Below are 25,921 nucleotides of genomic sequence, written 5' to 3' on the forward strand. Positions count from 1 at the left end.
CCGGACACCCTGAAAGGACGCCCCGCGTGCCCGCATCGGCGATGAGCCGCGAAGAGGTGGACCGCGCCCTGGCCCGTCTCAGCGCCGAGCGAGACGCGGTCGAGGCCGCCCTGCTCACCCTGCAGGAGCACCCCGGCCGACGGCTCCTCGACGGCGCGGTGCTGACCGGCCGCACCCAGGAGCGCTGGGCGGTGGCCGAGCACGGGCTCGGGCTGCTCTGGTCGCTGTTCGACCGCTACGCCGAGGCGCTGGCCTCGGCCCGCGCGGTGCGCTCGCGCCGCACCCGGCCGAGCGGGCCGGAGCTGGCCGAGCTGAGCGAGCTGCTCGGCGGCGCCGTGGTGAACGTGCCCGGCAGCCAGCTGCCCGGGGCCGGCGGCCTGGCCCCGGCCCGACTGGTCGAGCAGGTGAGCCTGGCCGAGCTGGTCGAGCGGATGAACGGCTGGTACGCGACCGTGCTCGAGGTGGTGGCCGCCGCCGACGCGGTGTGGTCCGCGCTGCCCACCCGGATAGACCTGCTGCTGGCCGAGCTCGGGCGGGTGCGGATGCTCGCCGTCTCGGTCGGGGTCCGGCCCGGGGCGCACCCGATGGCGGACGACCTGGCCGAGCTGGAGACGCAGCTGACGGGCCTTCGGGAGGAGGTGCGGGCCGATCCGCTTGCGCTCTGGCGGCCGGGCCGGGTGCCTCAGCAGGGCGACGGCGGTCCCGGCCGGCCCGCTCCCGGCGGCGCCGTGGACACCGAGCGCTTCGACCGGGCCGGGCGGGCGCTGGACGGCCTGCGGGTCGAGCTGGAGGGGCTGCTGCGGCTGCGCGACGAGGCGCACGAGCGGCTGCTGTCGGTCGGCGACCTGGTGCAGCGGGCGGACGCCACCCTGGCGGAGGCCCGCCGGGCCCGGGGCGAGGTGCTGGCGAAGATCGCCGCCACCGAGGTGCCCGCGGTGCCCGGCCCGGCCTCGGTGCTGCGCGAGCGGATCGCGCTGGCGGCCGAGCTGCAGCAGAGCGGGCAGTGGCACCGGCTGGCGCCGCTGCTCGACACCCTGGAGGACGCCGCGGCCAAGGAGCTCTCCCGGGCCCGGCAGTCGCTCACCGAGGTCGCCGCGCCGCTGGCCGTCCGGGCCGAGCTGCGCGGGCGGCTGGAGGCGTACAAGGCGATGGCCGCCCGGCTCGGGGTCGCGGAGGACCCGGAGGTCGTCGAGCGGTTCGAGAAGGCCCGCTGGCTGCTGTGGAGCGCGCCGTGCGACCTGCGCGCGGGGGCCGACGCGGTGGCGCGGTTCCAGCAGGCGCTGCGCCCGGCGGCGGCCGCGCAGGCGGGGGGCCCGCAGCAGGGCATTCAGGACGAGCAAGGCCAGGACGGACAGGGGGCGCGAGGATGACGGGCGAGGCGTGCGGACGGCCGGACTGCTCCGGCACGATCGATACGGACGGCTACTGCGACGAGTGTGGGCTGACCCCGGTGACCGCTCCGCCCTCCTCGGGGGCCGCTGCGGCTGCGGCCGGCGGACCGGGCAGCGCGTGCGGCCGGAGCGGCTGCGGCGGCACCGTCGACCCGGACGGCTACTGCGACGAGTGCGGGCTCGCACCCCTGCCCGCCGCCGCCACGGCCACCGAGGCCTGGGCCCCCTCTGGCCGCAGCGGCCGGTCCAGCCGCTCGGGCCGCAGCGGCCGGAGCGGGCGCAGCGGACGGACCGGCAGTGGCCCGTCGGTGCGTGCCACGCCCACCCACTCCACCGGCTCCGGGCGGCGCGGCAACCTGGGCAGCGGCCTGGTCACCGTGCCGCCGGTGCCCCCGCAGGATCCGGCCACCGCCGTGCTGGCCAACCCCTCGGTGCCCGAGCGCAGGCGGTTCTGCAGCAGCTGCGAGGCCCCGGTCGGCCGGGAGAAGAACGGTGTCCCGGGCCGCCCGGACGGCTTCTGCACCAAGTGCGGCACGCCGTACTCCTTCACTCCCAAGCTGCGCGAGGGCGATCTGGTCGGCGGCCAGTACGCGGTGCTCGGCTGCCTCGCGCACGGCGGGCTCGGCTGGATCTACCTGGCCCAGGACCGCCGGGTCAGCGACCGCTGGGTGGTGCTCAAGGGCCTGCTGGACACCGGCGACCGGGACGCCCTCGCGGTGGCCATCGCCGAGCGCCGCTTCCTGGCCGAGGTGGACCACCCGAACATCGTCCGCATCATCAACTTCGTCGAACACCCGGACCTGCGCAGCGGCTCGGTGGACGGCTACATCGTGATGGAGTACGTCGGCGGCAAGTCGCTGAAGGACATCCTGAGCGAGCGCCGAACCCCCGAGGGCCACCGCGACCCGCTCCCGGTCGAGCAGGCGATCGCGTACGCCCTGGAGGCGCTGCCCGCGCTGGGCTACCTGCACTCCCGCGGGCTGGTCTACTGCGACTTCAAGATCGACAACGTGATCCAGAGCGAGGACTCGCTCAAGATCATCGACATGGGCGCCGTCCGCCGCTTCGACGACGACGGCCCGATCTACGGCACCGTCGGCTACCAGGCGCCGGAGATCGCCACCGACGGGCCCTCGCCCGCCTCGGACCTCTACACCGTGGCCCGCACCCTGGCCGTGCTGACCTTCGACTTCCAGGGCTACAACTCCACCTACCGGTACTCGCTGCCCGACCAGGACGCGGTGCCGGTGTTCACCGAGTACGAGTCGTACTACCGCTTCCTCACCCGGGCCACCGACCCGGACCCGGCCCGCCGCTTCGCCTCCGCCGAGGAGATGGCCGACCAGCTCACCGGCGTGCTGCGCGAGGTGCTCAGCCGCCGGGACGGGCAGGCCCGCCCGGCGCTCTCCCGGCTGTTCGGGCCCGAGCTGCGGGTGGTGGACACCGAACTGACGGGGGCTCCGGTCGACCCGGCCGCCGCCGCACTGGCCCTGCCGCTGCCCCGGGTGGACCCGGCGGACCCGAACGCGGGCCTGCTCACCGGCCTGGCCGGATCGCCCGCCGAAGTCCTGGCCGCCCTCGACCGAGCCGGCGCGGCCTCGGTGGAGCTGGCCCTGCGCGCCCTGCGGGCCCACCTGGAGCTCGGCGACCACGAGGCCGCCGCCGGGGCGCTGGCCGAGCTGGAGCGCGACCACCCCGAGGACTGGCGGGTGGTCTGGTACCGGGGGCTGGCCGCGCTGGCCGCCGGGCGGGGCGAGGAGGCGGCCGAGGCCTTCGACGCGCTGTACGACGCCTTCCCCGGCGAGCCGACCCCGAAGCTCGCGCTGGCCGTCGCCGCCGAGCTGCTCGGCGAGTGGGCGGACGCCACCGAGTACTACCAGCTGGTCGCCACCACCGACCGGGGCTACGTGAGCGCGGCCTTCGGGCTGGCCCGGGTCCGGCTGGCGGAGCAGGACCGGGACGGCGCGGTGCTGGCCCTGGAAACGGTGCCCGAGGCCTCCACCCACTACACCGCCGCCCGGATCGGCGCCGTGCGCGCCCGGCTGCACGGGCGGCTGCCCGGCGAGGCGCTCGGGCCCGAGCTGGCCCGCTGCTCCGAGCAGCTCGCGGCGCTCACCCTGGACGCCCGGCGGCGCGAGGAACTCTCGGTGGAGGTGCTCGACAGCGCGCTGGCCTGGGTCCGCGCGGGGGCGAGCGGCCGGACCGGCACCGTCGAGGTGCTCGGACACCCGGCGGACGAACGGGAACTACGGTTCGCCCTGGAGCAGTCCTACCGGGTACTGGCACGGTTGTCCGACCGTGCCGAGATCAGGATCGAGATGGTGGAGCGGGCGAACCGGGCCCGCCCACGGACGTGGGTGTGAACCGAATGCCTCAGCAGACCGTGTGCCCGAAGTGTGTCCTGTCCTGGGACGAGGAGGACGCCTTCTGCGGCGTCTGCGGGCTCAGCCTGCAGGCGCCGCCGGGCCCCGGCACTGCCGCCACCGGCTCGGCGGTGGTGTGTGTGCACTGCGGCGCGGCCGACGTCGCCCCGGACGGCTACTGCGAGGCCTGCGGCGGCAGCCAGCCGCGGCCCCGGGACCACCAGGAGCGCGAGCTGGCCGGGGTCGCGGGGGTGAGTGACCGGGGGCTGCGCCACCACCGCAACGAGGACGCCTTCGCGCTGGCCCGCACCACGCTGCCCGGCGGCGAGGCGGCCGTCTTCGCGGTGGTCTGCGACGGCGTCTCCTCGTCCGCCCGGCCGGACGAAGCCTCCGCCACCGCCGTCGAGGCGGCGGCCGGCTCGCTGCGCTCCTCGCTGACCCGGGGGGCCGAGCCGGGCTCGGCGATGCGGGCGGCGATCGGCGAGGCGGCCCGGGCCGTCACGGCGCTGGCCCACGACGGCCGGGCGGACGGGCGGCAGGCCTCCGGGCGCAGCCTGGGCGCCCCGGCCTGCACCTACGTCGGCGCGGTCTCGGCCGCCGGGGCGGTGACCATCGGCTGGGTCGGCGACACCCGGGCCTACTGGGTGCCGGACGACCGGGCCGCCGCGGAGCCGTACCGGCTCACCGAGGACGACTCCTGGGCGGCCCGGGTGGTCGCCGCCGGGCTGATGCCCGAGGCCGAGGCCTACGCCGACCCGCGCGCCCACGCGATCACCGGCTGGCTCGGCGCGGACGCGGAGGAGCTGGACCCGCACACCGTGAGCTTCACCCCGCACGTGCCGGGCGTGGTGCTGATCTGCTCCGACGGCCTGTGGAACTACGCGGAGGCCGCCACCGACCTCGCCGAGGTGGTCCGCACCGACGCCCGGACGGCTCCGCTCGCGGCGGCCCAGGAGCTGGTGCAGTTCGCCATCGCGGCGGGCGGGCACGACAACATCACCGTCGCCGTGCTGCCGATCACCCCCACCGCCTGACCCACCTTCAGCACTCCCCGGCATCCGAACCTTCCGACAGGAGCACCCGATGTCAGTGTCCCGGCCGAACTTCGCCGTCGACATCTTCCAGAACGAGTACCTGGCCGTGGGCGCCCGCGAGGTGAACGCGATCGTCACCGTCACGGCGAGCGGAGCGGGCACCGGGGCCGTACCGGCGCAGCGCGCGGGGCAGCACCCGGCCGGCCACGAGCCCGGCGACGGCTCGGCCGTGGTGATCATGATCGACTGCTCCGGTTCGATGGACTACCCGGCCACCAAGCTGCAGAACGCCCGCAAGGCGACCGCGGCGGCCATCGACACCCTGCGCGACGGCGTGGCCTTCGCCGTGGTCGCGGGCACCCACGAGGCCCGCGAGATCTACCCGGCCACCGGCCGCCTGGCCGTCTCCTCGGCCGACACCCGGGAGCAGGCCAAGCAGGCGCTGCGCAAGCTCTCCGCGGCCGGCGGGACCGCCATCGGCACCTGGCTCACGCTGACCGACCAGCTCTTCCGCAGCCGCCCCGAGGCCGTCCTGCGGCACGCCATCCTGCTCACCGACGGCAAGAACGAGCACGAGACCCCGGCCGAGCTGGAGCAGGCGCTCGCGCGGGTGAGCGGCCGCTTCACCGCCGACTGCCGGGGCGTGGGCACCAACTGGAACGTCCCGGAGCTGAAGAAGATCGCCGGCGCGCTGCTCGGCACCGCCGACATCGTCGCCGAGCCGGACGGGCTGGCCGAGGACTTCCGCTCGATGATGACCGGCGCGATGAACAAGTCCGTCGCGGACGTCGCGCTGCGGGTCTGGACCCCGGCCAACGCGGTGGTCAAGTACGTCAAGCAGGTCGCCCCCGAGGTGGCCGACCTGACCGCCCGCCGCACCGAGGCCGGGCCGCGCGCCGGGGACTACCCGACCGGCGCCTGGGGCGACGAGAGCCGCGACTACCACGTGTGCGTCGAGGTGCCCTCGGCGGCGGTCGGCAACGAGATGCTGGCCGCCCGGATCAGCCTGGTGCTGCCGCTGCCGGACGGCACCACCGAGGTGCTCTCGCAGGGGCTGGTCCGCGCGGTCTGGACGGACGACCTGGCCTCCTCCACCCGGATCAGCCCGCAGGTCGCGCACTACACCGGCCAGGCCGAGCTGGCCAGCTCCATCCAGGAGGGCCTGGAGGCCCACCGCGCGGGTGATCTCGACCGCGCCACGGCCAAGTTGGGCGCGGCGGTGCGGATCGCCCACGCCACCGGCAACGACGGCACGTTCAAGCTGCTGCAGAAGGTGGTCGACGTGCTCGACCCGAAGGAGGGTACGGTTCGGTTCCGTAACAACGTGAGCGCGGCCGACTCGATGACCCTTGAGACCCGGTCCACGAAAACCGTACGGGTGAAGAAGTGACCGGTTCGCCCGGTCTGACCGGACCTGCTGGAGTGTGGGGGACTTACTGATGCCGATCTGCCCGAGGGGACACGAGTCGCAGGCCGAGGACTGGTGCGACTTCTGCGGCTTCCCGATGACCCCACCGCCCGGCGTGAGCGTGCCCGGAGCGGGGACGTTCGGGGGGTCCCCGACCCCGCCCCCGCCGCCGTCCTACCAGCCCGCGCCGCCGCCCGGCCCGCCGCAGGCGCCCCCGGCCGGGATGTACCAGCAGGCCACGGCCGGGCTGGTGACCTGCCCGATCTGCCGCACCCCTCAGACCGGCCGGTACTGCGAGGAGTGCGGGTACGACTTCGACCTGTCCGCCCCCTCGCAGCGCCAGGCCCCGCCGTCGGGCGGCTACGGCTACCCGCCGCCCGCGCCCTTCCCGCAGAGCCCTCCCCCGCCGCCGCCCGCGCAGCCGGGGCACCCCGCGCAGCCCATGCACGGTGCGCCGCCCGCGCACGGTGCGCAGCCCACCCAGCAGGCCGGCTACGGCTACCCGCCGCCGCCCGCCTTCCCGCAGACGGTGGGCTTCCCCGAGCCGGAGGGCCCGGAGCACACCGGGCCGGTCTACGCCCAGCCCGACCCGGGCCGCTCGCCGGACCAGTCGCCGACCTCCTTCCGGCTGGCCCCGCCCTCGGCCGCCCCGCAGCCGCCCCAGACCCCGGCCGCGCCCCCGGCGCAGCCGCCGGCCCGGACCACCTGGATCGCCGTGGTCAGCGCCGACCGGGACTACTTCACCGACATGATGGCCCGCAGCGGCCCCGAGGCGGCCGGGCTGTTCTTCCCGCCGTACTGCCCCGAGCGGCGGATCCCGCTGACCGGGCGCGGCCAGCTGCGGATCGGCCGGCGCAGCCAGCACCGGGGCACGGTGCCGGAGATCGACCTCTCGGTGCCGCCGGAGGACCCGGGCGCCTCGCACCAGCACGCGATGCTGGCCGAGCAGGCGGACGGCAGCTGGGTGCTGGTCGACCAGGACTCCACCAACGGCACCACCGTCAACGGCAGCCCCGACCCGGTGCCACCGCACACCGCCGTCCCGCTGCAGGACGGCGACCGCATCCACATCGGTGCGTGGACCACCATCACCCTGCACCGCTCCTGAACGGGCGTCAGCTGACGGGGCTTCGAGGATGATCGCGAGGGAGGCCGGCGACGGCCTCCCTCAAGCTTTGCCCAGAAGAATTCCGTCCGGGGCCCTGGAGGCCCTAGAGTCCGGCCCATGACTGCTGCAATATCCGCGGACGGGATCCGTAAGCGGTACGGGGATGTACAGGCGGTCGACGGGGTGTCACTCACCGTCGAACCGGGGGAGTTCTACGGGATTCTCGGCCCGAACGGGGCCGGCAAGACCACCACGCTGGAGATCCTGGAGGGGATCCGCGAGCCCGACGAGGGCCGCGTCGAGCTGCTGGGGATGACGCCCTGGCCGCGCAACCCCAAGCTGCTGCCCCGGATCGGGGTGCAGTTCCAGGCCTCCGCCTTCTTCGTGAAGCTGACGGCCCGGGAGACCATCCGCACCTTCGCGTCCTTCTACGGTGTCGGCCCCAAGCGGGCCGACGCGATGCTGGAGCGGGTCGGCCTGACCGACTCCGCCTCGGTGCACACCGACAAGATGTCCGGCGGCCAGGCCCAGCGCCTGTCGATCGCCTGCGCGCTCGCGCACGACCCGGAGCTGGTCTTCCTGGACGAGCCGACCACCGGCCTCGACCCGCAGGCCCGGCGCAACCTCTGGGACCTGCTGCGCGACATCAACGCCGAGGGCCGCACGGTGGTGCTCACCACCCACTACCTCGACGAGGCCGAGATCCTCTGCGACCGCGTCTCGGTGATGGACCACGGCAAGGTGCTGAAGACCGGCGCCCCGGCGGCCCTGGTCCGGGAGATCGACGACACCGTCCGGGTGAGCGTCGAGTCCGGGCAGCTCACCGTCGAGACGGCGCAGTCGCTGCTCACCGCGGCGGCCGCCGACTTCGCCAACCTGGAGGACAACGGCGTCTCGCTCGCGCTCTCCACCCGGGTCCCCGGCCCGGTGCTCTCCGTCCTGGCGGAGCAGAACGCCCTGCGCGGCCTGGAGGTTCGCGGCGCCACCCTGGAGGACGTCTTCCTCCAGCTCACCGGACGGGAGTACCGCGCATGAGCGCCGCCACCGCCCCCCAGGCGACCGCACCCAAGGACGACGCGCCCAAGGAGCGGGTCAGCTCCTTCACCAGCCTCAGCCGGGTGATGCTGCTGGGCTTCATGCGGGACCGCACGGCCCTGTTCTTCACCCTGGCCATGCCGCTGATGTTCCTGCTGCTGTTCGGGGCCCTGTTCAAGGGCGCCGGGGCCTCGCACGTGAAGATCGGCGAGGTCGGCCAGGTGCAGGTGCTCGACGGCCTGCCCGCCGAGGCCCGGGCCGAGTTCGACAAGTCCGTCACCGTCACCAAGTTCACCGACGAGGGCCCGGCCCTGGAGAAGGTGCGCAAGGGCGATCTGGACGGCCTGGTCTCGGCCGGGCCGGACGGCACGGTCGTGCTCCGCTTCAGCGCGTCCGACCAGGTCAAGTCCGGTATGGTCCACTCGGTCGTCGACTCGCTGGTCCAGGGCGCCAACCAGGCTGCCGCCGGCCAGAAGCCGAAGTACACCATGGTGGCCAGCCAGGTCGAGGACAAGTCGCTCAAGCCGATCCAGTACCTGACGCCCGGTCTGCTGGGCTGGGCGATCGCCACCGGCGCCGTCTTCGGCACCTCCTTCACCCTGGTCAACTGGCGCAAGAAGCGGGTGCTGAGGCGCCTGCGGCTGGCCCCGGTGAGCATCGGCTCGGTGGTCGCGGCCCGTGTCACCGTCTCGGTGGCGGTCGCCTTCGCGCAGCTGGCGATCTTCCTGCTGGTGGCCACCACGCCGTTCTTCGGGCTCAAGCTGACCGGCAACTGGCCGCTGGTGATCCCGGTGGTCGTCTGCTCGACCATCGCCTTCATGTCGATCGGTCTGCTGACCGGCGCCATCGCCAAGAGCGAGGAGGCGGCCAACGGCATCAACCAGGTCATCGTGCTGCCGATGTCCTTCCTCTCCGGCGCGTTCTTCCCGCTCGACGGGGCGCCGGGCTGGCTGCAGACCGTCTCGCACCTGCTGCCGCTGCGGTACCTGGTCACCTCGGCCCAGTCGGTGCTGACCAAGGGCGGCGGCCTGATGGACATCCTGCCGTCCATGGGCGGCCTGCTGCTCTTCGCGGCCGTGCTGACCGCGCTCTCGTGGAAGTTCTTCAGCTGGGACGACGTGTAGCCGTTCCGGTCGCTCCGCCCCGGGGGCGTACGCCGAAAGTCCCGGTGTACGCCCCCTCCGCCGTCTGCGACCATGGTCGGGTGAACGAGATCCGGCGTGGCACGCTTCCCGAGGAGACCTTCTACGACGCCGTCGGCGGCGAGCCGACCTTCCGTCGGCTGGTCCGGCGCTTCTACCAGGGCGTCGCCGAGGACGAGTTGCTGCGCCCGATGTACCCGGAGGAGGACCTCGGCCCGGCCGAGGAGCGGCTCGTTCTCTTCCTGATGCAGTACTGGGGCGGGCCCCGCACCTACAGCGAGGAGCGCGGCCACCCGCGCCTGCGGATGCGGCACGCGCCCTTCCGCGTCGACCAGGCCGCCCACGACGCCTGGCTCAAGCACATGCGCGCGGCCGTCGACGAACTGCAGCTCCCCGCCGAGGCGCAGGAGCAGCTCTGGGACTACCTCACCTACGCCGCCGCCTCGATGGTCAACACGGCAGGCTGAGCGAGCCGCTTACCGCAGCGGGCTGAGGCCCAGCCCGGCGCCGGGGGCGGCGGTACGGACGGCGATCGAACCGGCGGGGGCGTTCAGCCGCCGCCAGGGCCCGACCCGATGGACCGTCAGGTGCTCCTGCGGCTTCAGGAAGCCGACCACGTACGCCGCGTGGGCGGCCCGCAGCGGCAGCTCCGGCTGGGCGCCGAGCGGGCGGGACCAGATCTCGTCGGCCAGGCCGTCGAGGACGGCCCGGGTGCGGTGGTGCTCGGGCACCGCCTCGCTGCGCTCGCGGAACTCCCGTACGGCGGCCAGCACCTCGGGCACCACGGCCTCGGCGGCGGGCTCACCGACCGGCTCCCAGCCCGCGCGGGGCGGCAGCATCCCGGCCCAGGACGGTCCGGTGACCGGCGCCGGCAGGCGCAGGGTGCCCGTCTCGGTGTCCACGGCGTCGAGCAACTGCCCGGCCGAGACGGTCAGATCGGCCGGGGCGTCGAGGCGGGCCAGCCGGGCCGTGCGGATCGCGAGGGCTCCGGCACTGCCGAGCGGCAGCCGCCCGAACACCGCGACCACGCCGCTCTCCCCCACCGGGTCGGCCTCCGCCCCGCTGCCGGCCACGGCCTGCAGCCGCACGGCCGCCGCGCGGTCGAACCGCAGCAGGCGGACCAGGAAGGCGGCGAGGTCGGCGGCCTCCCCGGCGTCGGCGAGGGCGAGACTGGGAGTCGTGGTCAACGGGTCAGCTCACTGAGGTCGGGGCGGGCGGGCTCGGCGGACGGGGGCGGTGGTCAGGCCGCGACGGCCTCGGCCGGCACGGCGGCCTCGGCGGCCGGGGAGTCGGCCCCGTCCATGAAGCGGCTGAGGAACTCACGCTCCACCGCGCTGATCCGGCGCGGGCGCCCCTCGGCCAGGTCGTAGGGGACGACCACGGTGGAGGCCCGGACGTAGACCGTCTCGGTGCCGTCCTCGGCGGTGTCCTTGATCTCGTAGCAGACCGTCAGCGAGGCGCCGCCGATCTTGGTCACCCAGGTCTCGACGGTGACCGGCGTGGGCCGGTGCACCAGGGGGCGCTTGTAGTCGATCTCGTGCCGGGCCACCACCGAGCCGCCCGCGAACTCCCCGGCGCCCGCCTCGGCGGCCTGGGTGAACATGAAGTCGATCCGGGCCTCCTCCAGGTAGCGGAGGAAGACCACGTTGTTCACGTGACCGAAGGCGTCCATGTCGGACCACCGCAGGGGGCAGGCGTAGATGTGGCGTGCCACGAGCACTCTCCTCAAGCTTGATTACCCGCAGGTAGCTTAGAGCGGCCGTCCGGCCGCCTTGCGGGCGGCGGCCCGGCGGCCACCCCGAAGGGCAGCCTGCCGGGCCGGTGTTGCGCACACGTTGCGCGGACGCGTCCACCGGGCGGCGGGCGCCGGGGGGGGGGAGCCCCCTGCGGCCCGCCGCGGGCGGGGCGTCGGTCAGCCTCGGGTCAGCTTCTTGTAGGTGGCCCGGTGCGGACGGGCGGCGTCGGCGCCCAGTCGGTCGATCTTGTTCTTCTCGTAGGACTCGAAGTTGCCCTCGAACCAGAACCACTTGCTCTCGCCCTCGTAGGCGAGGATGTGGGTGGCCACCCGGTCCAGGAACCAGCGGTCGTGGGAGATGACCACGGCGCAGCCGGGGAACTCGAGCAGGGCGTTCTCCAGCGAGGAGAGCGTCTCGACGTCGAGGTCGTTGGTGGGCTCGTCGAGGAGCAGCAGGTTGCCGCCCTGCTTGAGGGTCAGCGCCAGGTTGAGGCGGTTGCGCTCACCACCGGAGAGCACCCCGGCCGGCTTCTGCTGGTCCGGGCCCTTGAAGCCGAACGCCGAGACGTAGGCGCGGGACGGCATCTCGACCTGGCCGACGTTGATCCAGTCGAGGCCGTCGGAGACGACCTCCCACAGGGTCTTCTTCGGGTCGATGTTGGCGCGGCTCTGGTCGACGTAGCTGATCTTGACGGTCTCGCCGACCTTGACGCTGCCGGAGTCCGGGGTCTCCAGGTCCTGCAGCATCTTGAACAGCGTGGTCTTGCCGGCGCCGTTCGGGCCGATCACGCCGACGATGCCGTTGCGCGGCAGGGTGAAGGAGAGGTCCTCGATGAGGACCTTCTCACCGAAGGCCTTGTTGAGCTTGTCGACCTCGACCACGATGTTGCCCAGGCGCGGGCCCGGCGGGATCTGGATCTCCTCGAAGTCCAGCTTCCGCATCTTGTCGGCCTCGGCCGCCATCTCCTCGTAGCGGGCGAGACGGGCCTTGGACTTGGCCTGGCGGCCCTTGGCGTTGGAGCGGACCCACTCCAACTCCTCCTTGAGCCGCTTGGCGCGCTTGGCGTCCTTCTGGCCCTCGACCTTGAGACGCGTCTGCTTGGTCTCCAGGTAGGTGGAGTAGTTGCCCTCGTACGGGTACGCGCGGCCGCGGTCGAGCTCGAGGATCCACTCGGCGACGTGGTCGAGGAAGTACCGGTCGTGGGTGACGGCGACAACGGTGCCCTTGTACTTGGCCAGGTGCTGCTCCAGCCAGTTCACGGACTCGGCGTCCAGGTGGTTGGTGGGCTCGTCGAGGAGCAGCAGGTCCGGCGCCTCGAGCAGCAGCTTGCAGAGCGCGACGCGGCGGCGCTCACCACCGGAGAGGCTGGTGACCGGCCAGTCGCCGGGCGGGCAGCCCAGCGCGTCCATGGCCTGCTCCAGCTGGGCGTCCAAGTCCCAGGCCTCGGCGTGGTCCAGCTCCTCCTGGAGCTTGCCCATCTCCTCGAGCAGTGCGTCCGAGTAGTCGGTCGCCATCAGCTCGGCGATCTCGTTGAAGCGGTCGAGCTTGCCCTTGATCTCCTTGACGCCGTCCTGGACGTTCTCCAGGACCGTCTTGGACTCGTCGAGCGGAGGCTCCTGCAGGAGCATGCCGACGGTGTAGCCGGGCGAGAGGAAGGCCTCGCCGTTGGACGGCTGGTCCAGGCCCGCCATCATCTTCAGGACGGTGGACTTACCAGCGCCGTTGGGGCCGACGACGCCGATCTTCGCCCCGGGGAGGAAGCTGAGGAACACGTCGTCAAGGATGACCTTGTCGCCGTGGGCCTTGCGCACCTTGCGCATGGTGTAGATGTATTCCGCCACGTGAGATCGCTCCGGCGTCGTCGGGTGTATTCGAGTTGCAACCTTTCCATTGTGCCGCACCGCGCCGGGGCTCCCGAACCGCCTGCCGGGCCCGGGCCGCCCGCCGACCGGGCCCGCCCACCGGGGCGGGGCGCCGAGCGGCCCCGGCCACGGCGGGCGACGGTGGGTCAGATGCGGATGTGACGGCCGCGGCGGCGCAGGGCGAAGACGGCGCTGCCGCCCGCGATCATCAGCACCCCGGCGATCCCGAGCAGCACCGGGGTGTCACTGCCACCACCGGTGGAGGCCAGGCCGCCCGCAGGCGTCGCACTGTGCGTCGGGGTCCGCGCACCCGTGGCCGGGGTGTCCGGCGGGGTCGGCGCGGGGGTGGCGCTGCTGTCGGTCAGGCAGTTCAGGACGCCGGTGAACTGCTTCCGGAAGCCCCCGGTGCCGGTGAGGGTGAGGTCGTAGTGCTGGTCCTCGGCCAGCTTGACCGGCACCCGCTGCGTGGCCTTCGGGCGCACCGTCACGGTGCGGTCGGCGAGGGTGAAGGTGAAGTCCTGGTCGCCGCTGTTGGTGACGGTGACCACGAGTGCGCTCTGCGCGCAGTCGATCTCGGCGCTGACGGCCGGGGCGGGGCCGGTCGCCGCCCAGCCGACCGAGGCCGCGGCACTGGTGGTGGCGGGCCTCGCCCCGGCCAGGACCAGCGTCTGGCTGTGGCGGCCGGCCGCGTCGGCGCCGGTGAAGACCCGCCCGGCGGGCACCTCGACGGTGGCCTCGGCGGTGATCTGCCCGACCCCGGCCGGCGTACCGGCGGGCACCTGGGCATAGATCCGGGTGCCGCCCTTGACGGCCTTGACGGGGTGGCCCGCCTCGTCGGTGAGCGTCACCTTCGCCTCGGTGGCGGCCCGGTCGAGACTCAGCTCGACCTGCGAGCCGGCGGTCCCGACCGTGATCGGCCCGAGGCGCTGTCCGCTCGCCCCGGCGACGGCGTCCGGGGTGAGCGCGAGGCTCGGCCCGGGCGGCGCGTCCGTGGCGGCCTCGGCCCGGCCGACCAGGTACCCGGTGAGAGCCGCCGCCTTCGCGTCCGCCTGCTGCACCGGCACTCCGGGGTCGGAGAAGGACCAGACGGCGACCTGGGTGGCCGCCGCGGCCTCGTCCTCGCTGAGACCGTCGATCGCCGTGCCGTGGGCGGCGGCGTCCTCGACCAGCTGCGCCGGGGCGACGTTGGGGTAGGAGTGCAGCAGGAGCCACCTGATCTTCGGCCCGGCGGTGCCGCCGAGCGAGCTCGCGCCCCAGTCGGTCTCCTGGTAGGTGGCATCCTCCCGGGTGCCGTTGAGCAGGTCGACGCAGTAGACCGGGAGCTGGGCGCCACCGTCCGCCTCGATCTGGAACAGACCCGCCTCGCCCGCCTTGCGCCGGCCGGCCACGCTGTAGGTGACCGGCTCGCCGTGCCGCATGCCGGGGAGGAGCCGGGCCGTGACCCCGGACCCGCCGGGGGTGGTGGCGACGGCCGCACCCGTCGCCAGGACGCCGCTGCCGACGACCAATCCGGCCGTGAGCATGACAGCGATGGTGCGGGAGACAGCCCGCTTCTGCCTGTGGCGCATGAATGATCCCTCCGGGCCGGGCCATGCCCGTCCACCCGCCTTGCAAAGCGGCGCGCCCTGAGCCGCCGCCGCACCCTGTGTGATGCACACGCATCCTATTGAGCCGCCGCCGCACGCAAACGGCCGTACCGTTCCAGGACAGTTCCGTATCTGTATTGTTATCAAGGAGCCACATCGCGAGATGAGTTGACGGCTCAACAGAATCCCACCGGCAATCAGGAACGCCGCCGGGGCCGCGCAGTTCCGCGCAGGAAGTCACGCCCGGGCTGCCGCCGGGAGCGCTCAACCGACCGGCACTCGGTCATTGCACACAATTTCGTTACCCGACTCCGCCCCCACCGCGTCGACCACCTCCTCGACCGCCGCGAGCACGGCCGCGCCGACGGGTGTGACCGATCCGTCGGGCTCCGCCCCGGAGCCGCCCGCCCGCTCCGCTCCGCACACTCCGACCGCCGCCGCGATCCAGGCCGGCACCGGCGGCTCGGCCGGCTCGGCCTCACCCGGCTCAGCCGCGCCGCCCGGGCCCACCGACCCGGCGCGGCCCGCCACCTGCTCGGCTCTGGACTGCACCGCCCACCGGAAGGCCGACGTACCGCGCCCGAGGTCGTGGCCGATCACGCGGGCCTCGAGCTCGACCACGCAGCGGTGCTTCTCGCCCTCGCCCCACTCCCTGAGTCTGAGCCGGCCGCAGACCACCGCGGGATCACCCTTGCTGAGCGAGCTGACCACATTGGCCGCAAGACCACGCCAGGCCACCACCGTGACCCAGATCGCGTCCCCGTCGACCCACTCCCCTGCCGTACGGTCAAAACGCCGCTCCGTCACGACCATTCGGAAGTTCGCAACCGGCACACCACCCGGGGTCTGCTTGTAAGTGACCCCCGTTGCGACAATGCCGGCCATCGTCACCCAGGTCTCGTTCATGACGCACTCTCCTTCTGCCCGACTTCCGCGCGAGTTCCATGACTCCCGGCCCGAAAATCACCGAGCGGAATCGCCAATGCGAGGAGAGTGACCCGGCCCGGAAAACCGCACCAGCCCTTCGGTAAATCTGTGGATAACCCGGGCATGTGGATAACTCGCATCACTCTCCGGAGTGAGTCCGATTCGGAAAAGGGCGCTTCCGGGTTTAGCGCGCCCCGGCCGGTCCACCGCCCGGGCCCCGCTCCCCGGCCGGTCCGCCGACTGGCCTTCCCTGATCATGACAACTAAGGTCACCCTTAAGATCCCCCGAGGCCAGGCACGGCGCGGCCCCAGCACCACCCAGCCGTCCGTACGCGCTGTACACGCCCGCCTACCGTCCGACCACGGGCCCGCATCCGAGCGCCGAACGGGTGGCCGGGGAGCAGGTCGGAGCATGTCATCCGACCGGCGGAACGAGTAGCGGCGGCGAAATCCGCCCCCACCCGCCCGGCCTTCCCGGGCATTGTCCGCACCGAATCCATAACGGGTGAGGTTGCAGCCCCGTAACGACTGCACAACGTCCCACACCGGAACCCGTCAGACCGCTGCATACCCAGCCGCTTACCTGCGATTATCGGACCGCTCACCGAGGTCGACACACCCGGCGCGGTGCCGGAAGACCAAGGGGAGTATCGCGGCCCCCTTATCCTGTCCCGGAACGTCCAGTCGCGGGCCGGGCGAGGGCCCACCGCCCCCATCAGGCCGACGCCCCCACCGGGCCGACGCCCGCCACGCCCCCATAGCTCAGCGGATAGAGCACCCGCCTTCTAAGCGGTAGGTCGCAGGTTCGAATCCTGCTGGGGGCACCGCTCAGCCGCGCCGCCGGCCCCGCGCCCGGCGGTTTTCCCAGCTCACGGGCGCGCCCCGGCGCCGCCCCCGCCGCCTCGCGGGCCCGCTCCCCCGCCGTCCGGCGGATTGCCCCCGCCGGAAGTCAGGGGCTCCGCCCTCGGCCGATCACCCGGTCCGGGCCGCTGTCAACCCCCGGTCGGAGCACCCGGCTGGCCGCCGCGCAGCCCGTCCAGGTACGCGTCCAGCAGAGCCACCTGCCGCTCCGGCGGGAACTCCCCGGGGGCGAACAGCGCCTGCACCACCAGCCCCAGCACGAAGCTCTGCGCCCCTGCCGCGAGGTCCGCCGCCGCGGGCTCGGCCGGCAGCTCGCCCGCCTGCTGGGCCCGCACCACGTACTCGGCCATCCGCCGCCGCGAGCGCCGGTACCGCTCGGCGTGCTCGACCGACAGCTCCGGGTCCACCAGCGCCGCGTCCCAGGAGCCCACCCAGATCCGGTTGCTCGCCATCCCGGCCGGCGTCACCGGCAGCACGTCGACCAGCGCCGCCCGCAGCAGCTCGAACCCCGACACCTCGAAGCCCGGCGCCTCGGATCCCGACGGCTCGGCCGTCGAGGCGCCCACCACCGAAGCTCCGTCCGTCGAAGCCCCGTCCGTCGGAGCCCCGTCCGTCGAGCCCCCGTCCACCCCCGCCCGCCCGGTCAGCGCCTCGGTCGCGGGCCTGGCCCGCTCCTCGTTGCGCTTCTCCAGCACGTCCAGCGCGTAGGCCACCAGGGCGCGCTTGCCGGAGAAGTAGTGGGTGAGCAGGCCGGTGGAGGCACCCATCCGGGCCGCCACCGCCCGCAGGGTCAGGCCGCCGAAGCCGCGTTCGGCCAGCACCTGCCACACCGCCTCGGAGACTTCGGCTCGGCGGGCTTCATGATCTCCACGGGCAGGCGGCATGAGGGTATGGTACCTACCAAACGTTTGTTATGTACTGTGCCCGAGCAGGGCGCACCCTCTCCCGGAGGCCCCATGTACGCGATCCCGCTCGCCCCCGACGCCGAGCTGCGCCCGCTGGAGCCGTGGCAGGCGCCCGAGTTCCTGGCGCACATGGACCGCGCCCGGGCCACCGTCGACCCCTGGATTCCCTGGGCCTCCCGCTCCACCGACCTGGACTCCGCCCGCGCCACGCTGCAGGGCTACGCCGACCGCCAGGCCACCGACACCGGGCGGATCTACGGCATCTGGCTGGAGGGCACGCTGGTCGGCGGCGTGATGTTCGTGCGCTTCGACGCCCAGGCCGGCCAGTGCGAGATCGGCGTCTGGACCGAGCCCGCGGGTGAGGGGCGCGGCCTGGTCAGCGCGGCCGTCCGGCGCCTGATCGACTACGCCTTCCGGGAGCGCGGCATCCACCGCATCGAGTGGTGGAACACCACCCACAACCTGCGCAGCCGCGCCGTCGCCCAGCGGATGGGCATGCACCTCGACGGCGTCCTGCGCGAGTACTACCTGCACAACGGGGTCCGCCACGACGAGGAGCTGTGGTCGCTGCTCAGCCACGAGTGGCCCGCCGAGACCAAGGCCTGACCCCGGGCATTCCCAGGCACTCCCAGGCACTCCCGGGCACCTGACGGACCGTCGGCCGAAAACCGGATGACAGCGCGAGCCCTCCCGCGCAGAATCCGGCTGGCCGCCCGTACCACCGGCTGGCCCGCCCGTACAGCCGGCTGGCCGCCCGTACAACCGGCTTGCCCAGACCCGAGGAGCGCCCCGCCGATGGCCCAGCACAGCGTCGTCCCCACCCTCTTCCCGCCGCCCGGCTACGCCCACGCGGCCGTCGTGGCCGCGGGCGAGCACCTGGCCTTCCTGGCCGGCGGTGTCCCGCTCGACCCGGCGGGCGAGCTGGTCGGCCCCGGCGACTTCGAGGCCCAGACCCGGCAGGTGCTGGCCAACCTGCTGGCGGCGCTGGCCCATGTCGGCAGCGACTTCTCGCAGGTGGTGGCGACCACGGTGTACGTGGTCGCCGACGCGCCCGAGCCGCTCTCCGTGGTCTGGGAGGTGGTCAAGGCCTCCGGCCTGACCGACGGCCCGCACACCTCCACCCTGCTGGGGGTCACCACCCTCGGCTACACCGGCCAGTTGGTGGAGATCACAGCGACGGCCGTGGTGCCGCCCTCGGCCGCTGTGGAAGGCTGAAGGCCACTCACCGAAAGGCCCGGGAGGCTCCCCTTGCCGTCGCACACCACCCAGTCCGAGCAGCCCGTGGCCGCCTGGAGGCCCGTGGACACCGGGGTGGACGGCCTGCGGGCCCGGCTCGCCCCGGGCGGCGTGGCCACCCTGGTGCTGGACCGCCCGCAGCGCCGCAACGCGGTGACCAAGGAGATGTGGCGGGCCCTGCCGACCGTCCTCGACGAGCTCGCCGCGCAGCCGGAGGTCCGGGCGCTGCTGCTCACCGGCGCGGGCGGCACCTTCAGCGCGGGCGCGGACATCGCCGAACTGGCCGAGGTCTACGGCTCGCCGGCCGCGGCGGACGAGTACCACGCGCTCGGCGTCCGGGCCGAGGAGGCGCTGGCCGCCTTCCCGCACCCGACCATCGCCGTGGTGCACGGTTTCTGCGTGGGCGGGGGCTGCCAGCTGGCCGCCGCCTGCGACCTGCGGTTCGCCGCCGAGGACGCCCGGCTCGGGATCACTCCCGCCAAGCTCGGCGTGGTCTACCCGGCGGTGCCGACCGTCCGGCTGGCCCGGCTGGTCGGCCCGGCCCGGGCCAAGTACCTGCTGTTCTCCGGCGAGCTGGTGGACGCCCGCCGGGCCGAGCTGTTCGGCCTGGTCGACGAGGTGGTGCCCGCCGAGCGGCTGGACGAGCGCGCCCTCGAGTTCGCCCGGCTGCTGGCCCGCCGCTCGCAGCAGACCATCGGCGCCGTCAAGGCCGCGCTGGCCGGCCCGCCGGAGGAGGCCCCGGCGGCACTGGCCCCCTGGGAGCGAGAGTCCCGCCAGGCCCCGGACGTCCGGGAGGGCCTGGCCGCCTTCCTCGAACGGCGCGAGCCGCGTTTCTGACCGGCGGCCCGCCTGGAGGACAGCCCCTGCCCCGACGGCCCGCCAGGATCCTCAGCAGCCCGCGCTCACCGGCCGTGACGAGCGTGCACAGCAGCGGCCCCGCCATCGGCGCCCAGCACCCGAGGACCACCGGGGCCCTTACGTACGGTCGGTCGGATCACCATAGGATCAGCCGGACTGACCGCCCGCCCGCCCGCCCCCAGGAGCATCCCCGCATGATCACCGCCCCCGCGACCGCCTGGGCCCGCCGGGTGACCGACGGCGTCGAGCCGAAGAACGTGATCATCGCGGTGCTGCCGGTGCTCGGCGCCCTGCGGTACGGGTTCGCCGGGGTGGGCTGGGGCCTGTTCGCGGTGGTGTTCGCGGCCGTCCTGCCCACCTGGTTCATCCGGCGCGGGATGCGCCAGGGCCGTTGGGAGGACCGGCACGTCGGCCAGCGCCGGCGCCGCCTGGTGGTCATCCCGTTCATCATGCTCTCGGTGCTCACCAGCCTCGGCGTGATGCTGCTGGCCGGTGCCCCGGCGGACATGACGGCGATGGTGGTGGCGATGCTCGCCTCGCTGGTGCCGATCATGGTGATCACCGTGTGGTGGAAGGTCTCCGTCCACACCGCGGTGGCCTCCGGGGCGATCGCCTGCCTGGCGATCGCCCTCGGGCCCTGGTGGCTGCTCGGCTACCCGCTGGTCGCGGTGATCGCGTGGTCCCGCGTGGTGCTGCGGGACCACACCCGGGCCCAGACCGTGGTCGGCGCCCTGGTCGGCGCCGGCTCGGCCGGCCTGGCCTTCTGGCTGAGCAGGTAGGCAGGAGCTACCGGATCGGCATCCCCGAGATGCTCCGGGCGATCACCAGCCGCTGGATCTCGCTGGTGCCCTCGAAGATCGAGTAGATCGCGCTGTCCCGGTGCATCCGCTCCACCGGGTACTCCCGGGTGAAGCCGTTGCCGCCGAGGATCTGCATCGCCTGCGCGGTGACCCACTTCGCCGTCTCGCCCGCGTACAGCTTCGACATCGAGCCCTCGGCCGCCTCGAACGGAATGTTGTTGGTGGCCATCCAGGAGGCCCGCCAGACCAGCAGCCGGGCCGCGTCGATCCGGGTCTTCATGTCGGCCAGCTGGAAGGCGATGCCCTGGTTCTCGACGATCGGGCGGCCGAACTGCACCCGGGTCTTGGCGTACTCGAGGGCGACCTCGTACGCGGCCCGGGCGATGCCCACCGCCTGGGCGCCCACGGCCGGGCGGGAGGCCTCGAAGGTGGCCATCGCCGCGTTGCGGGCGCCCTTGCCCTTCACGCCGCTCGCAGCGGCCTCGCGGGCCCGGGCGAGACGCTCGTCCAGCTTCTCCTTGCCGCCGAGCAGGCAGCTGCCGGGCACCCGGACGCCGTCCAGCACGACCTCGGCGGTGTGCGAGGCGCGGATGCCGTGCTTCTTGAACTTCTGGCCCTGGGAGAGCCCCGGGGTGCCCGGCGGGATGACGAAGGAGGCCTGGCCGCGCGCGCCGAGGACGGGGTCGACGGTGGCGACCACCACGTGCACGTGGGCGATGCCGCCGTTGGTGGCCCAGGTCTTGGTGCCGTTGATCACCCACTCGTCCTTGGCCTCGTCGTAGACGGCCTTGGTGCGCAGCGCCGAGACGTCCGAGCCGGCGTCGGGCTCGGACGAGCAGAAGGCGGCCACCTTCACGTCGTCCGGAGTGCCGAACATCTGCGGGGCCCAGGTGCCGATCTGCTCGTCGGTGCCGTTGGCGAGCACCGAGACGCAGGCCAGCGTGGTGCCGACGATGGCCAGCCCGAGGCCGGCGTCGCCCCAGAACAGCTCCTCCATGGTGATCGGGATGCCGACGCCGGAGGGATCGAAGTACTGCTGGGCGTAGAAGTCCAGGGAGTACAGCCCGATTTTGGCGGCTTCCTGGATGATCGGCCAGGGCGTCTCCTCGCGCTCGTCCCACTCAGCCGCGGCCGGTCTCATCACATCGGCGGCGAAGCCGTGGATCCAGTCGCGCACCGCGATCTGGTCGGGGCCCGGGTCGAGGGAGAACGTGCTCATGCTGGGACCTCCGGTCGGTGGGAGTGGGGCGGAGGATGCGGCACTCAGGAGCGAATGCCCACGCCACCAAGGGTGTTACCTCGGGTAACATCAGCAGGAGTCTGCTACTGATTGGCGAGGCATGTCAACGGCCCGCCCACGTCAGCGGCCCGCACCGAGGAGCGCCCCCTTGCCCGACTCCGCCGCCCCGGCCACCGGCGAGCCCCGCCGTGAGCAGCTTCTGAACGCCGCGGACCGCGCCGTCCAGCAATTCGGGCCCGGCGCAAGCATGAACGCGATCGCCGCCGAGGCAGGCATCACCAAACCGATCCTCTACCGGCACTTCGGCGACCGGCACGGTCTGATCCGCGCCCTGACCGAGCGTCACACCTCCGGGCTGCTCGCCGCGATCCGCGCCGCACTCGCCGAACCGCTCGAACGGCGGGACTTGGTCGAGAAGGTGCTCGACACCTACCTCGCCGGGATCGAGTCCCGCCCGCAGATCTACCGGCTGCTCACCCACCCCGAGCCCGGCGACCCCTCCGGCATCGGCAGCGCACTCGCCCCGGCGCTGCAGCAGATCGCGGACGAGATCACCAAGGCCGTGCAGGGCCAGGTCGACCTGGGGGCGGACCGCGAGCTGCTCGCCGAGACCTGGGGGCGGGCGATCAGCGGCATGGTGCTGGCCGCCGGCGACTGGTGGCTGGAGCAGCGCCCCTGCTCCCGCGCCCGGATGGTGCAGGCGCTGGCCGACCTGCTCTGGGGCCGGCTGGCCGCCGCCGCCAACCTGCCCGTCCCCCTGACGACGAACCACGGCACCGAGCAAACGTGAGTGCCCCTCACCTCTTGTGCGGGTCAGGGCGGTACGGCAGGATCGGCGCTCACCACCCACCCCCCGCCCCGAGCAGAGGTGCACCGTGCGTGTCCGTCGTACCGCCGCCCTGGCCCTCGCCACCGCCGCTCTGACCGGCCTCGCCGTCGCCCCGGCCCAGGCCCGGACCGAGGCCCCCGAACCCACCGCCACCGTCACCACGCCCGACGGCCGCACCCTCTTCGCCGACGCCGAGGGCCGGGTCCTGCAACTGCGCGGCTTCAACATCGACAAGTACGACGAGACCACCGAGGCCGACGTCCGCGCGATCGCCGCGCACGGCTTCACCCTGGTCCGCGTCGCGATCACCTGGGCCCGCCTGGAGCCCGCCCCCGGCCGGCTCGACCCGCACCAACTCGCCCGCCTCCAGCAGGTGATGAGCTGGGCCGACCGGTACGGGCTGCGCGCCGTGGTCGACTTCCACCAGGACGTGTTCGGCCCGAAGTACGGCGGCGGGGACGACGGCGTGCCGCTCTGGGCCACCCGCGACGACGGCCTGCCGTTCGTCCCGGACCCGAAGGACTGGTTCGCCGGGTACTTCCAACCCGCCGTGCAGGCCGCCTTCCGGCACCTGTACGACGACGCCGACCTGCGGCGCCGGCAGAGCGACTTCTACACCCGGATCGCGCGTGAGCTGCGCGGCCACCGCTCGCTGATCGGCTACGACCTCTTCAACGAGCCCTTCGGCCCGGTGGACGGCGACCCGAGCGACCCGGCCGTGCTCGCCTCCTCCTCCGCCGCCCTCGAGCAGGGCCGCCTGGCCGCGATGTACCAACGCCTGATCAAGGCTATCCGCACCGTCGACACCCGCTCCTGGCTCTTCGTCGAACCCACCGTGCTGGTCGGCGAGGGCGTGCCGACCGCCCTGCCCGGCTTCCACGACCCGCGACCGGGCGCGCCGCGGCTCGGTTACGCCCCGCACTTCTACTCCACCGCCGTCGAGGCCGGCCAGGACTGGGACCCGTCCGACGGCTTCGTCACCGCCTACACCGCCGCCGTCACCGCCTACCCGCAGGCCCACCACCTGCCGGTGCTGGTCGGCGAGTGGGGGCCGCCGGACGCCCGCCGGCCCGGCAACACCGAGCTGGTCAAGCAGCAGACCGCCGCGATGTCCGGCTTCGCCGCCGGGTGGACCATGTGGTACTGGTGCCGGGCCGACGGCGGCTACTGCGGCCTCGGCGCGGACGGCCGCCCGGCCCGCGGCGACGAACCCGCCTTCGCCCCGTACGCCACCGCCCTGGCCGGCACCCCCCGCCACGAAGCCTTCGCCGACGGCAGCTACACCCTCACCTTCACCGCCACCCGCACCACCGCCACCACCTGGACCGAGATAGCCGCCCCACCCACCGCCACCGTCACCGGCACCCCGGCCGAACGCCGCACCCGCGAGGGCCGCATCCTGCTGCGCTTCCCCGGGGCCCACCGGGGCGACACCATCACGCTGACGGTAACTCCCCAGGGGGCGCGAGGCTCTGCTTGATCAGCTGCGTGCGCTGCCGACCATGCACGGCCTGCGGCCTCCCGCTTCGCGCAGTTCCTCGCGCCCCTGGGACAGTGCAACTGACTCCATGCGACAGCGAACAGGACCGCCTCTTCCGACCTCGCGCCGTACCCCGCGCCCGTGAAGGGTGCACCCCCTAGAGCAGATCGGCCCGCGCGGCCTGGATCCCCGCCTGAAAGCGCGTCCGCGCGCCGAAGCGGTCCATCATCTCCCGTACCCACCGCTGCACCGTCCGCGCCGAGACCCCCATCTGCCGGGCGATGCTCTCGTCCGTGAGGCCCGCCGCCAGCAGGGTCAGCAGCTGCCGGTGCCGGTCGCCCTCCGGGGTGGCCCCCGGCAGCCGCATGGCGTGCGACCAGTACAGCTCGAACAGCCCCACCAGCGCGTCCAGGAGCGAGGACGGCCGCACCAGCAGCACACTCTGCAGCTCACTGCCGGCGCTCACCGGCAGCAGCGCACAGCGGTCGTCCACCAACGCCAGCTTGAGCGGCAGCTCGGGCAGCACCCGGGCCTGCTCCCCGGCCTGCGCGAAGGCCCGGATCTCGGCGAGGCGCTCCGGCTCCCGCAGCGCGCGGCTCTCGTAGACCACGTGCATCGTCACCCCGCGCCGCAGCACCGCGAGTTCGGTCTCCGGGTCGAAGCGCCGCACGTACGGCGGCTTGTCGAGTACCCGCAGCCGCTCCCGCACGCCCAGTTGCAAGGTCCGCCACAGCTCGGCGATCGAGTCCAACCCGCTGATCACCTCGACCAGTTCGCCCGCCTGGGCGCCCGGCCGGCTGCGCCGGTAGGTCCGCATCAGCTCGGTGATCCGGCCCCGGGCCCGCCGGAGTTCGACCTCACGGCGCAGCAGCAGCTCCTCCAGCGCGACGTCGGGCGGGACCGCGCTCCACCGGGCTCCGGCCGTCCGCTCCACCAGGCCCTGCCCGGCCAGCGACTCCAGCGCGAGCTGCACCTGGCCCGGCGGCAGTCCGCAGCGGGCGCCGAGCCAGGGCACCGAGCCGCCCGGGGTGGTCAGCAACTGGCGGTAGACCTCCTGCTCGGGCCCGCTCAGCCCCAGCCCGGCGAACATCCCCGCGCCCGCCCCCGTAGCCGACAACGACCTGCCCCCTCCGGCCGGGCCCGACCACCCGGGCCCCTGACCAGAGCCGACTGTGCGCCTCCCCCAGCGGGAAAGCAAGAGGTCTACGCCATGACATGTTTCCGCCATGTCGCGTTCCGGCTCCCCGGCTCCCCTACCGCGGCCCGCACCCGCTCGCGCAGCCTGATCGGGACCGGTCGTCGCATCCCCGGCCCCACCCGGGGCGACGGCCACCCCACCCCCACGAGGAGCCCCCGATGCGCCTGCCCCGCTCCGTCCGCCTCGCCCTCGCCGCGGCGCTCGCCGTCTCCGGCGCCGCTCTGGCCGGCCCGGCCCAGGCCGTGGGCGACACCGGCCACGGTTTCGGCAACTACCGCTACGCGGGCAGCGTCTGGGGCGGCTACGTCGCCCAGGGCAGCGGCTTCCGCTCGATCTCGGGCTCCTGGACCATGCCAGAGGTGCAGTGCAACTCCACCGACGACCTGTTCGCCCCCTGGGTCGGCATCGACGGCTACGGCTCGCAGACCGTCGAGCAGACCGGCGTCGAGGTCAACTGCCAGAACGGCTCCCCCGCCTACTCCGGCTGGTACGAGATGTACCCGGCTCCGCCGCAGTACTTCTCCGACCGGGTGGACGCCGGCGACACCTTCACCGCCTCCGTGGTCTACAGCGGCAGCGGCACCTACACCCTCAAGCTGACCGACACCGCCAAGGGCTGGACCCACAGCGTCCGCCAGCGGATCAACGGACGCAACGTCAGCGCCGAGGCCGTGATCGAGTCCCCCTCGCAGAGCTACCCGTCCTTCAGCAGCCTCGACTTCTCCGGCGTCACCGTCAACGGGTACTCCTTCGACGCCTACAACCCCCAGGCGATCGACAGCGGCCAGTACACCGAGACAGGTCTGAGCAACGGCTCCTTCTCCATCGTCCCGGCGTACTGACCGCCCGTCGGTGGGGCCGCGCGGCCGAGGGGACAAGTGTGGCCATGAGGCGCTCCCTGAGTGCGACGGCTGTCGGCTAT

Annotated in this window: 23 protein-coding genes and 1 tRNA gene; 16 read left to right on the forward strand and 8 right to left on the reverse strand. The window is 73.5% G+C overall.

The annotated features are described in order from the left end of the window. The first annotated feature begins 41 nt into the window (after window positions 1-41). From ABT095_RS34150 to ABT095_RS34185, 8 genes are all read left to right on the forward strand, one after another. Entirely contained in the window at window positions 42-1,370 is a 1,329-nt protein-coding gene (locus tag ABT095_RS34150; RefSeq protein ID WP_502885120.1) for a hypothetical protein, read from the forward strand. Next, window positions 1,367-3,754: a serine/threonine-protein kinase gene (locus tag ABT095_RS34155; protein ID WP_350533457.1), complete on the forward strand. Its 2,388-nt coding sequence runs from the start codon at window positions 1,367-1,369 to the stop codon at window positions 3,752-3,754. Before ABT095_RS34150 ends, ABT095_RS34155 begins: the two co-directional genes overlap by 4 nt. A 5-nt stretch (window positions 3,755-3,759) precedes the next feature. After that, window positions 3,760-4,788, forward strand: a complete 1,029-nt coding sequence (locus ABT095_RS34160; RefSeq protein WP_502885119.1) for a PP2C family protein-serine/threonine phosphatase — start codon at window positions 3,760-3,762, stop codon at window positions 4,786-4,788. A 49-nt stretch (window positions 4,789-4,837) separates the two neighbouring features. Then, window positions 4,838-6,178 (forward strand): vWA domain-containing protein, encoded by a 1,341-nt coding sequence (locus ABT095_RS34165; RefSeq protein WP_350533458.1) that lies wholly within the window; start codon window positions 4,838-4,840, stop codon window positions 6,176-6,178. Window positions 6,179-6,227: 49 nt separating this feature from the next. Beyond that, the gene (locus tag ABT095_RS34170; protein ID WP_350533459.1) at window positions 6,228-7,304 is read left to right on the forward strand and encodes an FHA domain-containing protein; all 1,077 of its coding nucleotides are present in this window, start codon (window positions 6,228-6,230) and stop codon (window positions 7,302-7,304) included. 117 nt (window positions 7,305-7,421) lie between these two features. Next, on the forward strand, window positions 7,422-8,339 hold the full coding sequence (locus ABT095_RS34175) for an ABC transporter ATP-binding protein (RefSeq protein WP_350533460.1): 918 nt from the start codon (window positions 7,422-7,424) through the stop codon (window positions 8,337-8,339). After that, a complete protein-coding gene (locus tag ABT095_RS34180) occupies window positions 8,336-9,463 on the forward strand; it encodes an ABC transporter permease (protein WP_350533461.1) in 1,128 nt (375 codons plus the stop codon). The genes ABT095_RS34175 and ABT095_RS34180 overlap by 4 nt, the downstream gene beginning before the upstream one ends. An 80-nt stretch (window positions 9,464-9,543) precedes the next feature. After that, window positions 9,544-9,948, forward strand: coding sequence for a globin (locus tag ABT095_RS34185; RefSeq protein WP_350533462.1), 405 nt, complete (start codon window positions 9,544-9,546; stop codon window positions 9,946-9,948). A gap of 9 nt (window positions 9,949-9,957) precedes the next feature. On the opposite strand, the gene ABT095_RS34190 is transcribed toward ABT095_RS34185, so the two are convergent. The 5 genes from ABT095_RS34190 to ABT095_RS34210 all read right to left on the reverse strand — a co-directional run bounded on the left by ABT095_RS34190 (window position 9,958) and on the right by ABT095_RS34210 (window position 15,571). After that, window positions 9,958-10,668 (reverse strand): DUF8010 domain-containing protein, encoded by a 711-nt coding sequence (locus ABT095_RS34190; protein ID WP_350533463.1) that lies wholly within the window; start codon window positions 10,666-10,668, stop codon window positions 9,958-9,960. Between the two features lie 53 nt (window positions 10,669-10,721). Further along, window positions 10,722-11,195, reverse strand: coding sequence for an acyl-CoA thioesterase (locus tag ABT095_RS34195; RefSeq protein WP_350533464.1), 474 nt, complete (start codon window positions 11,193-11,195; stop codon window positions 10,722-10,724). Window positions 11,196-11,393: 198 nt separating this feature from the next. Next, window positions 11,394-13,058 carry an energy-dependent translational throttle protein EttA gene (gene ettA / locus ABT095_RS34200; protein WP_350533465.1) on the reverse strand — a complete coding sequence of 555 codons (1,665 nt, stop codon included), beginning with the start codon at window positions 13,056-13,058 and terminating at the stop codon, window positions 11,394-11,396. 167 nt (window positions 13,059-13,225) lie between these two features. Beyond that, on the reverse strand, window positions 13,226-14,602 hold the full coding sequence (locus ABT095_RS34205; RefSeq protein ID WP_350533466.1) for a Cys-Gln thioester bond-forming surface protein: 1,377 nt from the start codon (window positions 14,600-14,602) through the stop codon (window positions 13,226-13,228). A gap of 327 nt (window positions 14,603-14,929) precedes the next feature. Further along, window positions 14,930-15,571 (reverse strand): single-stranded DNA-binding protein, encoded by a 642-nt coding sequence (locus ABT095_RS34210; protein ID WP_350533467.1) that lies wholly within the window; start codon window positions 15,569-15,571, stop codon window positions 14,930-14,932. Window positions 15,572-16,343: 772 nt separating this feature from the next. Here ABT095_RS34210 and ABT095_RS34215 point away from each other — a divergent pair. Beyond that, a tRNA-Arg gene (locus ABT095_RS34215) sits at window positions 16,344-16,416 on the forward strand. Window positions 16,417-16,584: 168 nt separating this feature from the next. Here the strand turns inward: ABT095_RS34215 and ABT095_RS34220 are convergent. Then, the gene (locus ABT095_RS34220) at window positions 16,585-17,337 is read right to left on the reverse strand and encodes a TetR/AcrR family transcriptional regulator (RefSeq protein WP_350533468.1); all 753 of its coding nucleotides are present in this window, start codon (window positions 17,335-17,337) and stop codon (window positions 16,585-16,587) included. Window positions 17,338-17,409: 72 nt separating this feature from the next. On the opposite strand from ABT095_RS34220, the gene ABT095_RS34225 reads away from it, so the two are divergent. The 4 genes from ABT095_RS34225 to ABT095_RS34240 all read left to right on the forward strand — a co-directional run bounded on the left by ABT095_RS34225 (window position 17,410) and on the right by ABT095_RS34240 (window position 20,231). Further along, on the forward strand, window positions 17,410-17,964 hold the full coding sequence (locus tag ABT095_RS34225) for a GNAT family N-acetyltransferase (RefSeq protein ID WP_350533469.1): 555 nt from the start codon (window positions 17,410-17,412) through the stop codon (window positions 17,962-17,964). Between the two features lie 189 nt (window positions 17,965-18,153). Further along, window positions 18,154-18,573, forward strand: coding sequence for a RidA family protein (locus ABT095_RS34230; RefSeq protein ID WP_350533470.1), 420 nt, complete (start codon window positions 18,154-18,156; stop codon window positions 18,571-18,573). 84 nt (window positions 18,574-18,657) lie between these two features. Then, entirely contained in the window at window positions 18,658-19,431 is a 774-nt protein-coding gene (locus ABT095_RS34235; protein ID WP_350533480.1) for an enoyl-CoA hydratase/isomerase family protein, read from the forward strand. A gap of 215 nt (window positions 19,432-19,646) precedes the next feature. Continuing rightward, window positions 19,647-20,231, forward strand: a complete 585-nt coding sequence (locus ABT095_RS34240) for a phosphatase PAP2 family protein (RefSeq protein WP_350533471.1) — start codon at window positions 19,647-19,649, stop codon at window positions 20,229-20,231. Between the two features lie 7 nt (window positions 20,232-20,238). On the opposite strand, the gene ABT095_RS34245 is transcribed toward ABT095_RS34240, so the two are convergent. Then, the gene (locus tag ABT095_RS34245; protein WP_350533472.1) at window positions 20,239-21,471 is read right to left on the reverse strand and encodes an acyl-CoA dehydrogenase family protein; all 1,233 of its coding nucleotides are present in this window, start codon (window positions 21,469-21,471) and stop codon (window positions 20,239-20,241) included. 169 nt (window positions 21,472-21,640) lie between these two features. Here ABT095_RS34245 and ABT095_RS34250 point away from each other — a divergent pair, with 169 nt between their 5' ends. Further along, window positions 21,641-22,282, forward strand: a complete 642-nt coding sequence (locus tag ABT095_RS34250; RefSeq protein WP_350533473.1) for a TetR family transcriptional regulator — start codon at window positions 21,641-21,643, stop codon at window positions 22,280-22,282. 85 nt (window positions 22,283-22,367) lie between these two features. Beyond that, the gene (locus ABT095_RS34255) at window positions 22,368-23,801 is read left to right on the forward strand and encodes a glycoside hydrolase family 5 protein (protein WP_350533474.1); all 1,434 of its coding nucleotides are present in this window, start codon (window positions 22,368-22,370) and stop codon (window positions 23,799-23,801) included. Window positions 23,802-23,958: 157 nt separating this feature from the next. Here the strand turns inward: ABT095_RS34255 and ABT095_RS34260 are convergent, their stop codons facing one another. Continuing rightward, window positions 23,959-24,918, reverse strand: a complete 960-nt coding sequence (locus tag ABT095_RS34260; protein ID WP_350533475.1) for a LuxR C-terminal-related transcriptional regulator — start codon at window positions 24,916-24,918, stop codon at window positions 23,959-23,961. A 239-nt stretch (window positions 24,919-25,157) separates the two neighbouring features. Here ABT095_RS34260 and ABT095_RS34265 point away from each other — a divergent pair, with 239 nt between their 5' ends. Then, on the forward strand, window positions 25,158-25,841 hold the full coding sequence (locus ABT095_RS34265; protein ID WP_350533476.1) for a G1 family glutamic endopeptidase: 684 nt from the start codon (window positions 25,158-25,160) through the stop codon (window positions 25,839-25,841). The last annotated feature ends 80 nt before the right edge of the window (window positions 25,842-25,921 follow it).

Origin of the sequence: Kitasatospora sp. NPDC002227, from assembly GCF_040296285.1 — a bacterium.
GTDB lineage: Bacteria > Actinomycetota > Actinomycetes > Streptomycetales > Streptomycetaceae > Kitasatospora.

What these genes read in the sequence shown, in the direction of transcription:
- ABT095_RS34150 (WP_502885120.1), top strand. Translation starts at nt 42, where the DNA reads ATGAGCCGCGAAGAGGTGGACCGCGCCCTGGCCCGTCTCAGCGCCGAG.
- ABT095_RS34155 (WP_350533457.1), top strand. Translation starts at nt 1,367, where the DNA reads ATGACGGGCGAGGCGTGCGGACGGCCGGACTGCTCCGGCACGATCGAT.
- ABT095_RS34160 (WP_502885119.1), top strand. Translation starts at nt 3,760, where the DNA reads ATGCCTCAGCAGACCGTGTGCCCGAAGTGTGTCCTGTCCTGGGACGAG.
- ABT095_RS34165 (WP_350533458.1), top strand. Translation starts at nt 4,838, where the DNA reads ATGTCAGTGTCCCGGCCGAACTTCGCCGTCGACATCTTCCAGAACGAG.
- ABT095_RS34170 (WP_350533459.1), top strand. Translation starts at nt 6,228, where the DNA reads ATGCCGATCTGCCCGAGGGGACACGAGTCGCAGGCCGAGGACTGGTGC.
- ABT095_RS34175 (WP_350533460.1), top strand. Translation starts at nt 7,422, where the DNA reads ATGACTGCTGCAATATCCGCGGACGGGATCCGTAAGCGGTACGGGGAT.
- ABT095_RS34180 (WP_350533461.1), top strand. Translation starts at nt 8,336, where the DNA reads ATGAGCGCCGCCACCGCCCCCCAGGCGACCGCACCCAAGGACGACGCG.
- ABT095_RS34205 (WP_350533466.1), bottom strand. Translation starts at nt 14,602, where the DNA reads ATGCTCACGGCCGGATTGGTCGTCGGCAGCGGCGTCCTGGCGACGGGT.
- ABT095_RS34210 (WP_350533467.1), bottom strand. Translation starts at nt 15,571, where the DNA reads ATGAACGAGACCTGGGTGACGATGGCCGGCATTGTCGCAACGGGGGTC.
- ABT095_RS34220 (WP_350533468.1), bottom strand. Translation starts at nt 17,337, where the DNA reads ATGCCGCCTGCCCGTGGAGATCATGAAGCCCGCCGAGCCGAAGTCTCC.
- ABT095_RS34225 (WP_350533469.1), top strand. Translation starts at nt 17,410, where the DNA reads ATGTACGCGATCCCGCTCGCCCCCGACGCCGAGCTGCGCCCGCTGGAG.
- ABT095_RS34230 (WP_350533470.1), top strand. Translation starts at nt 18,154, where the DNA reads ATGGCCCAGCACAGCGTCGTCCCCACCCTCTTCCCGCCGCCCGGCTAC.
- ABT095_RS34240 (WP_350533471.1), top strand. Translation starts at nt 19,647, where the DNA reads ATGATCACCGCCCCCGCGACCGCCTGGGCCCGCCGGGTGACCGACGGC.
- ABT095_RS34245 (WP_350533472.1), bottom strand. Translation starts at nt 21,471, where the DNA reads ATGAGCACGTTCTCCCTCGACCCGGGCCCCGACCAGATCGCGGTGCGC.
- ABT095_RS34265 (WP_350533476.1), top strand. Translation starts at nt 25,158, where the DNA reads ATGCGCCTGCCCCGCTCCGTCCGCCTCGCCCTCGCCGCGGCGCTCGCC.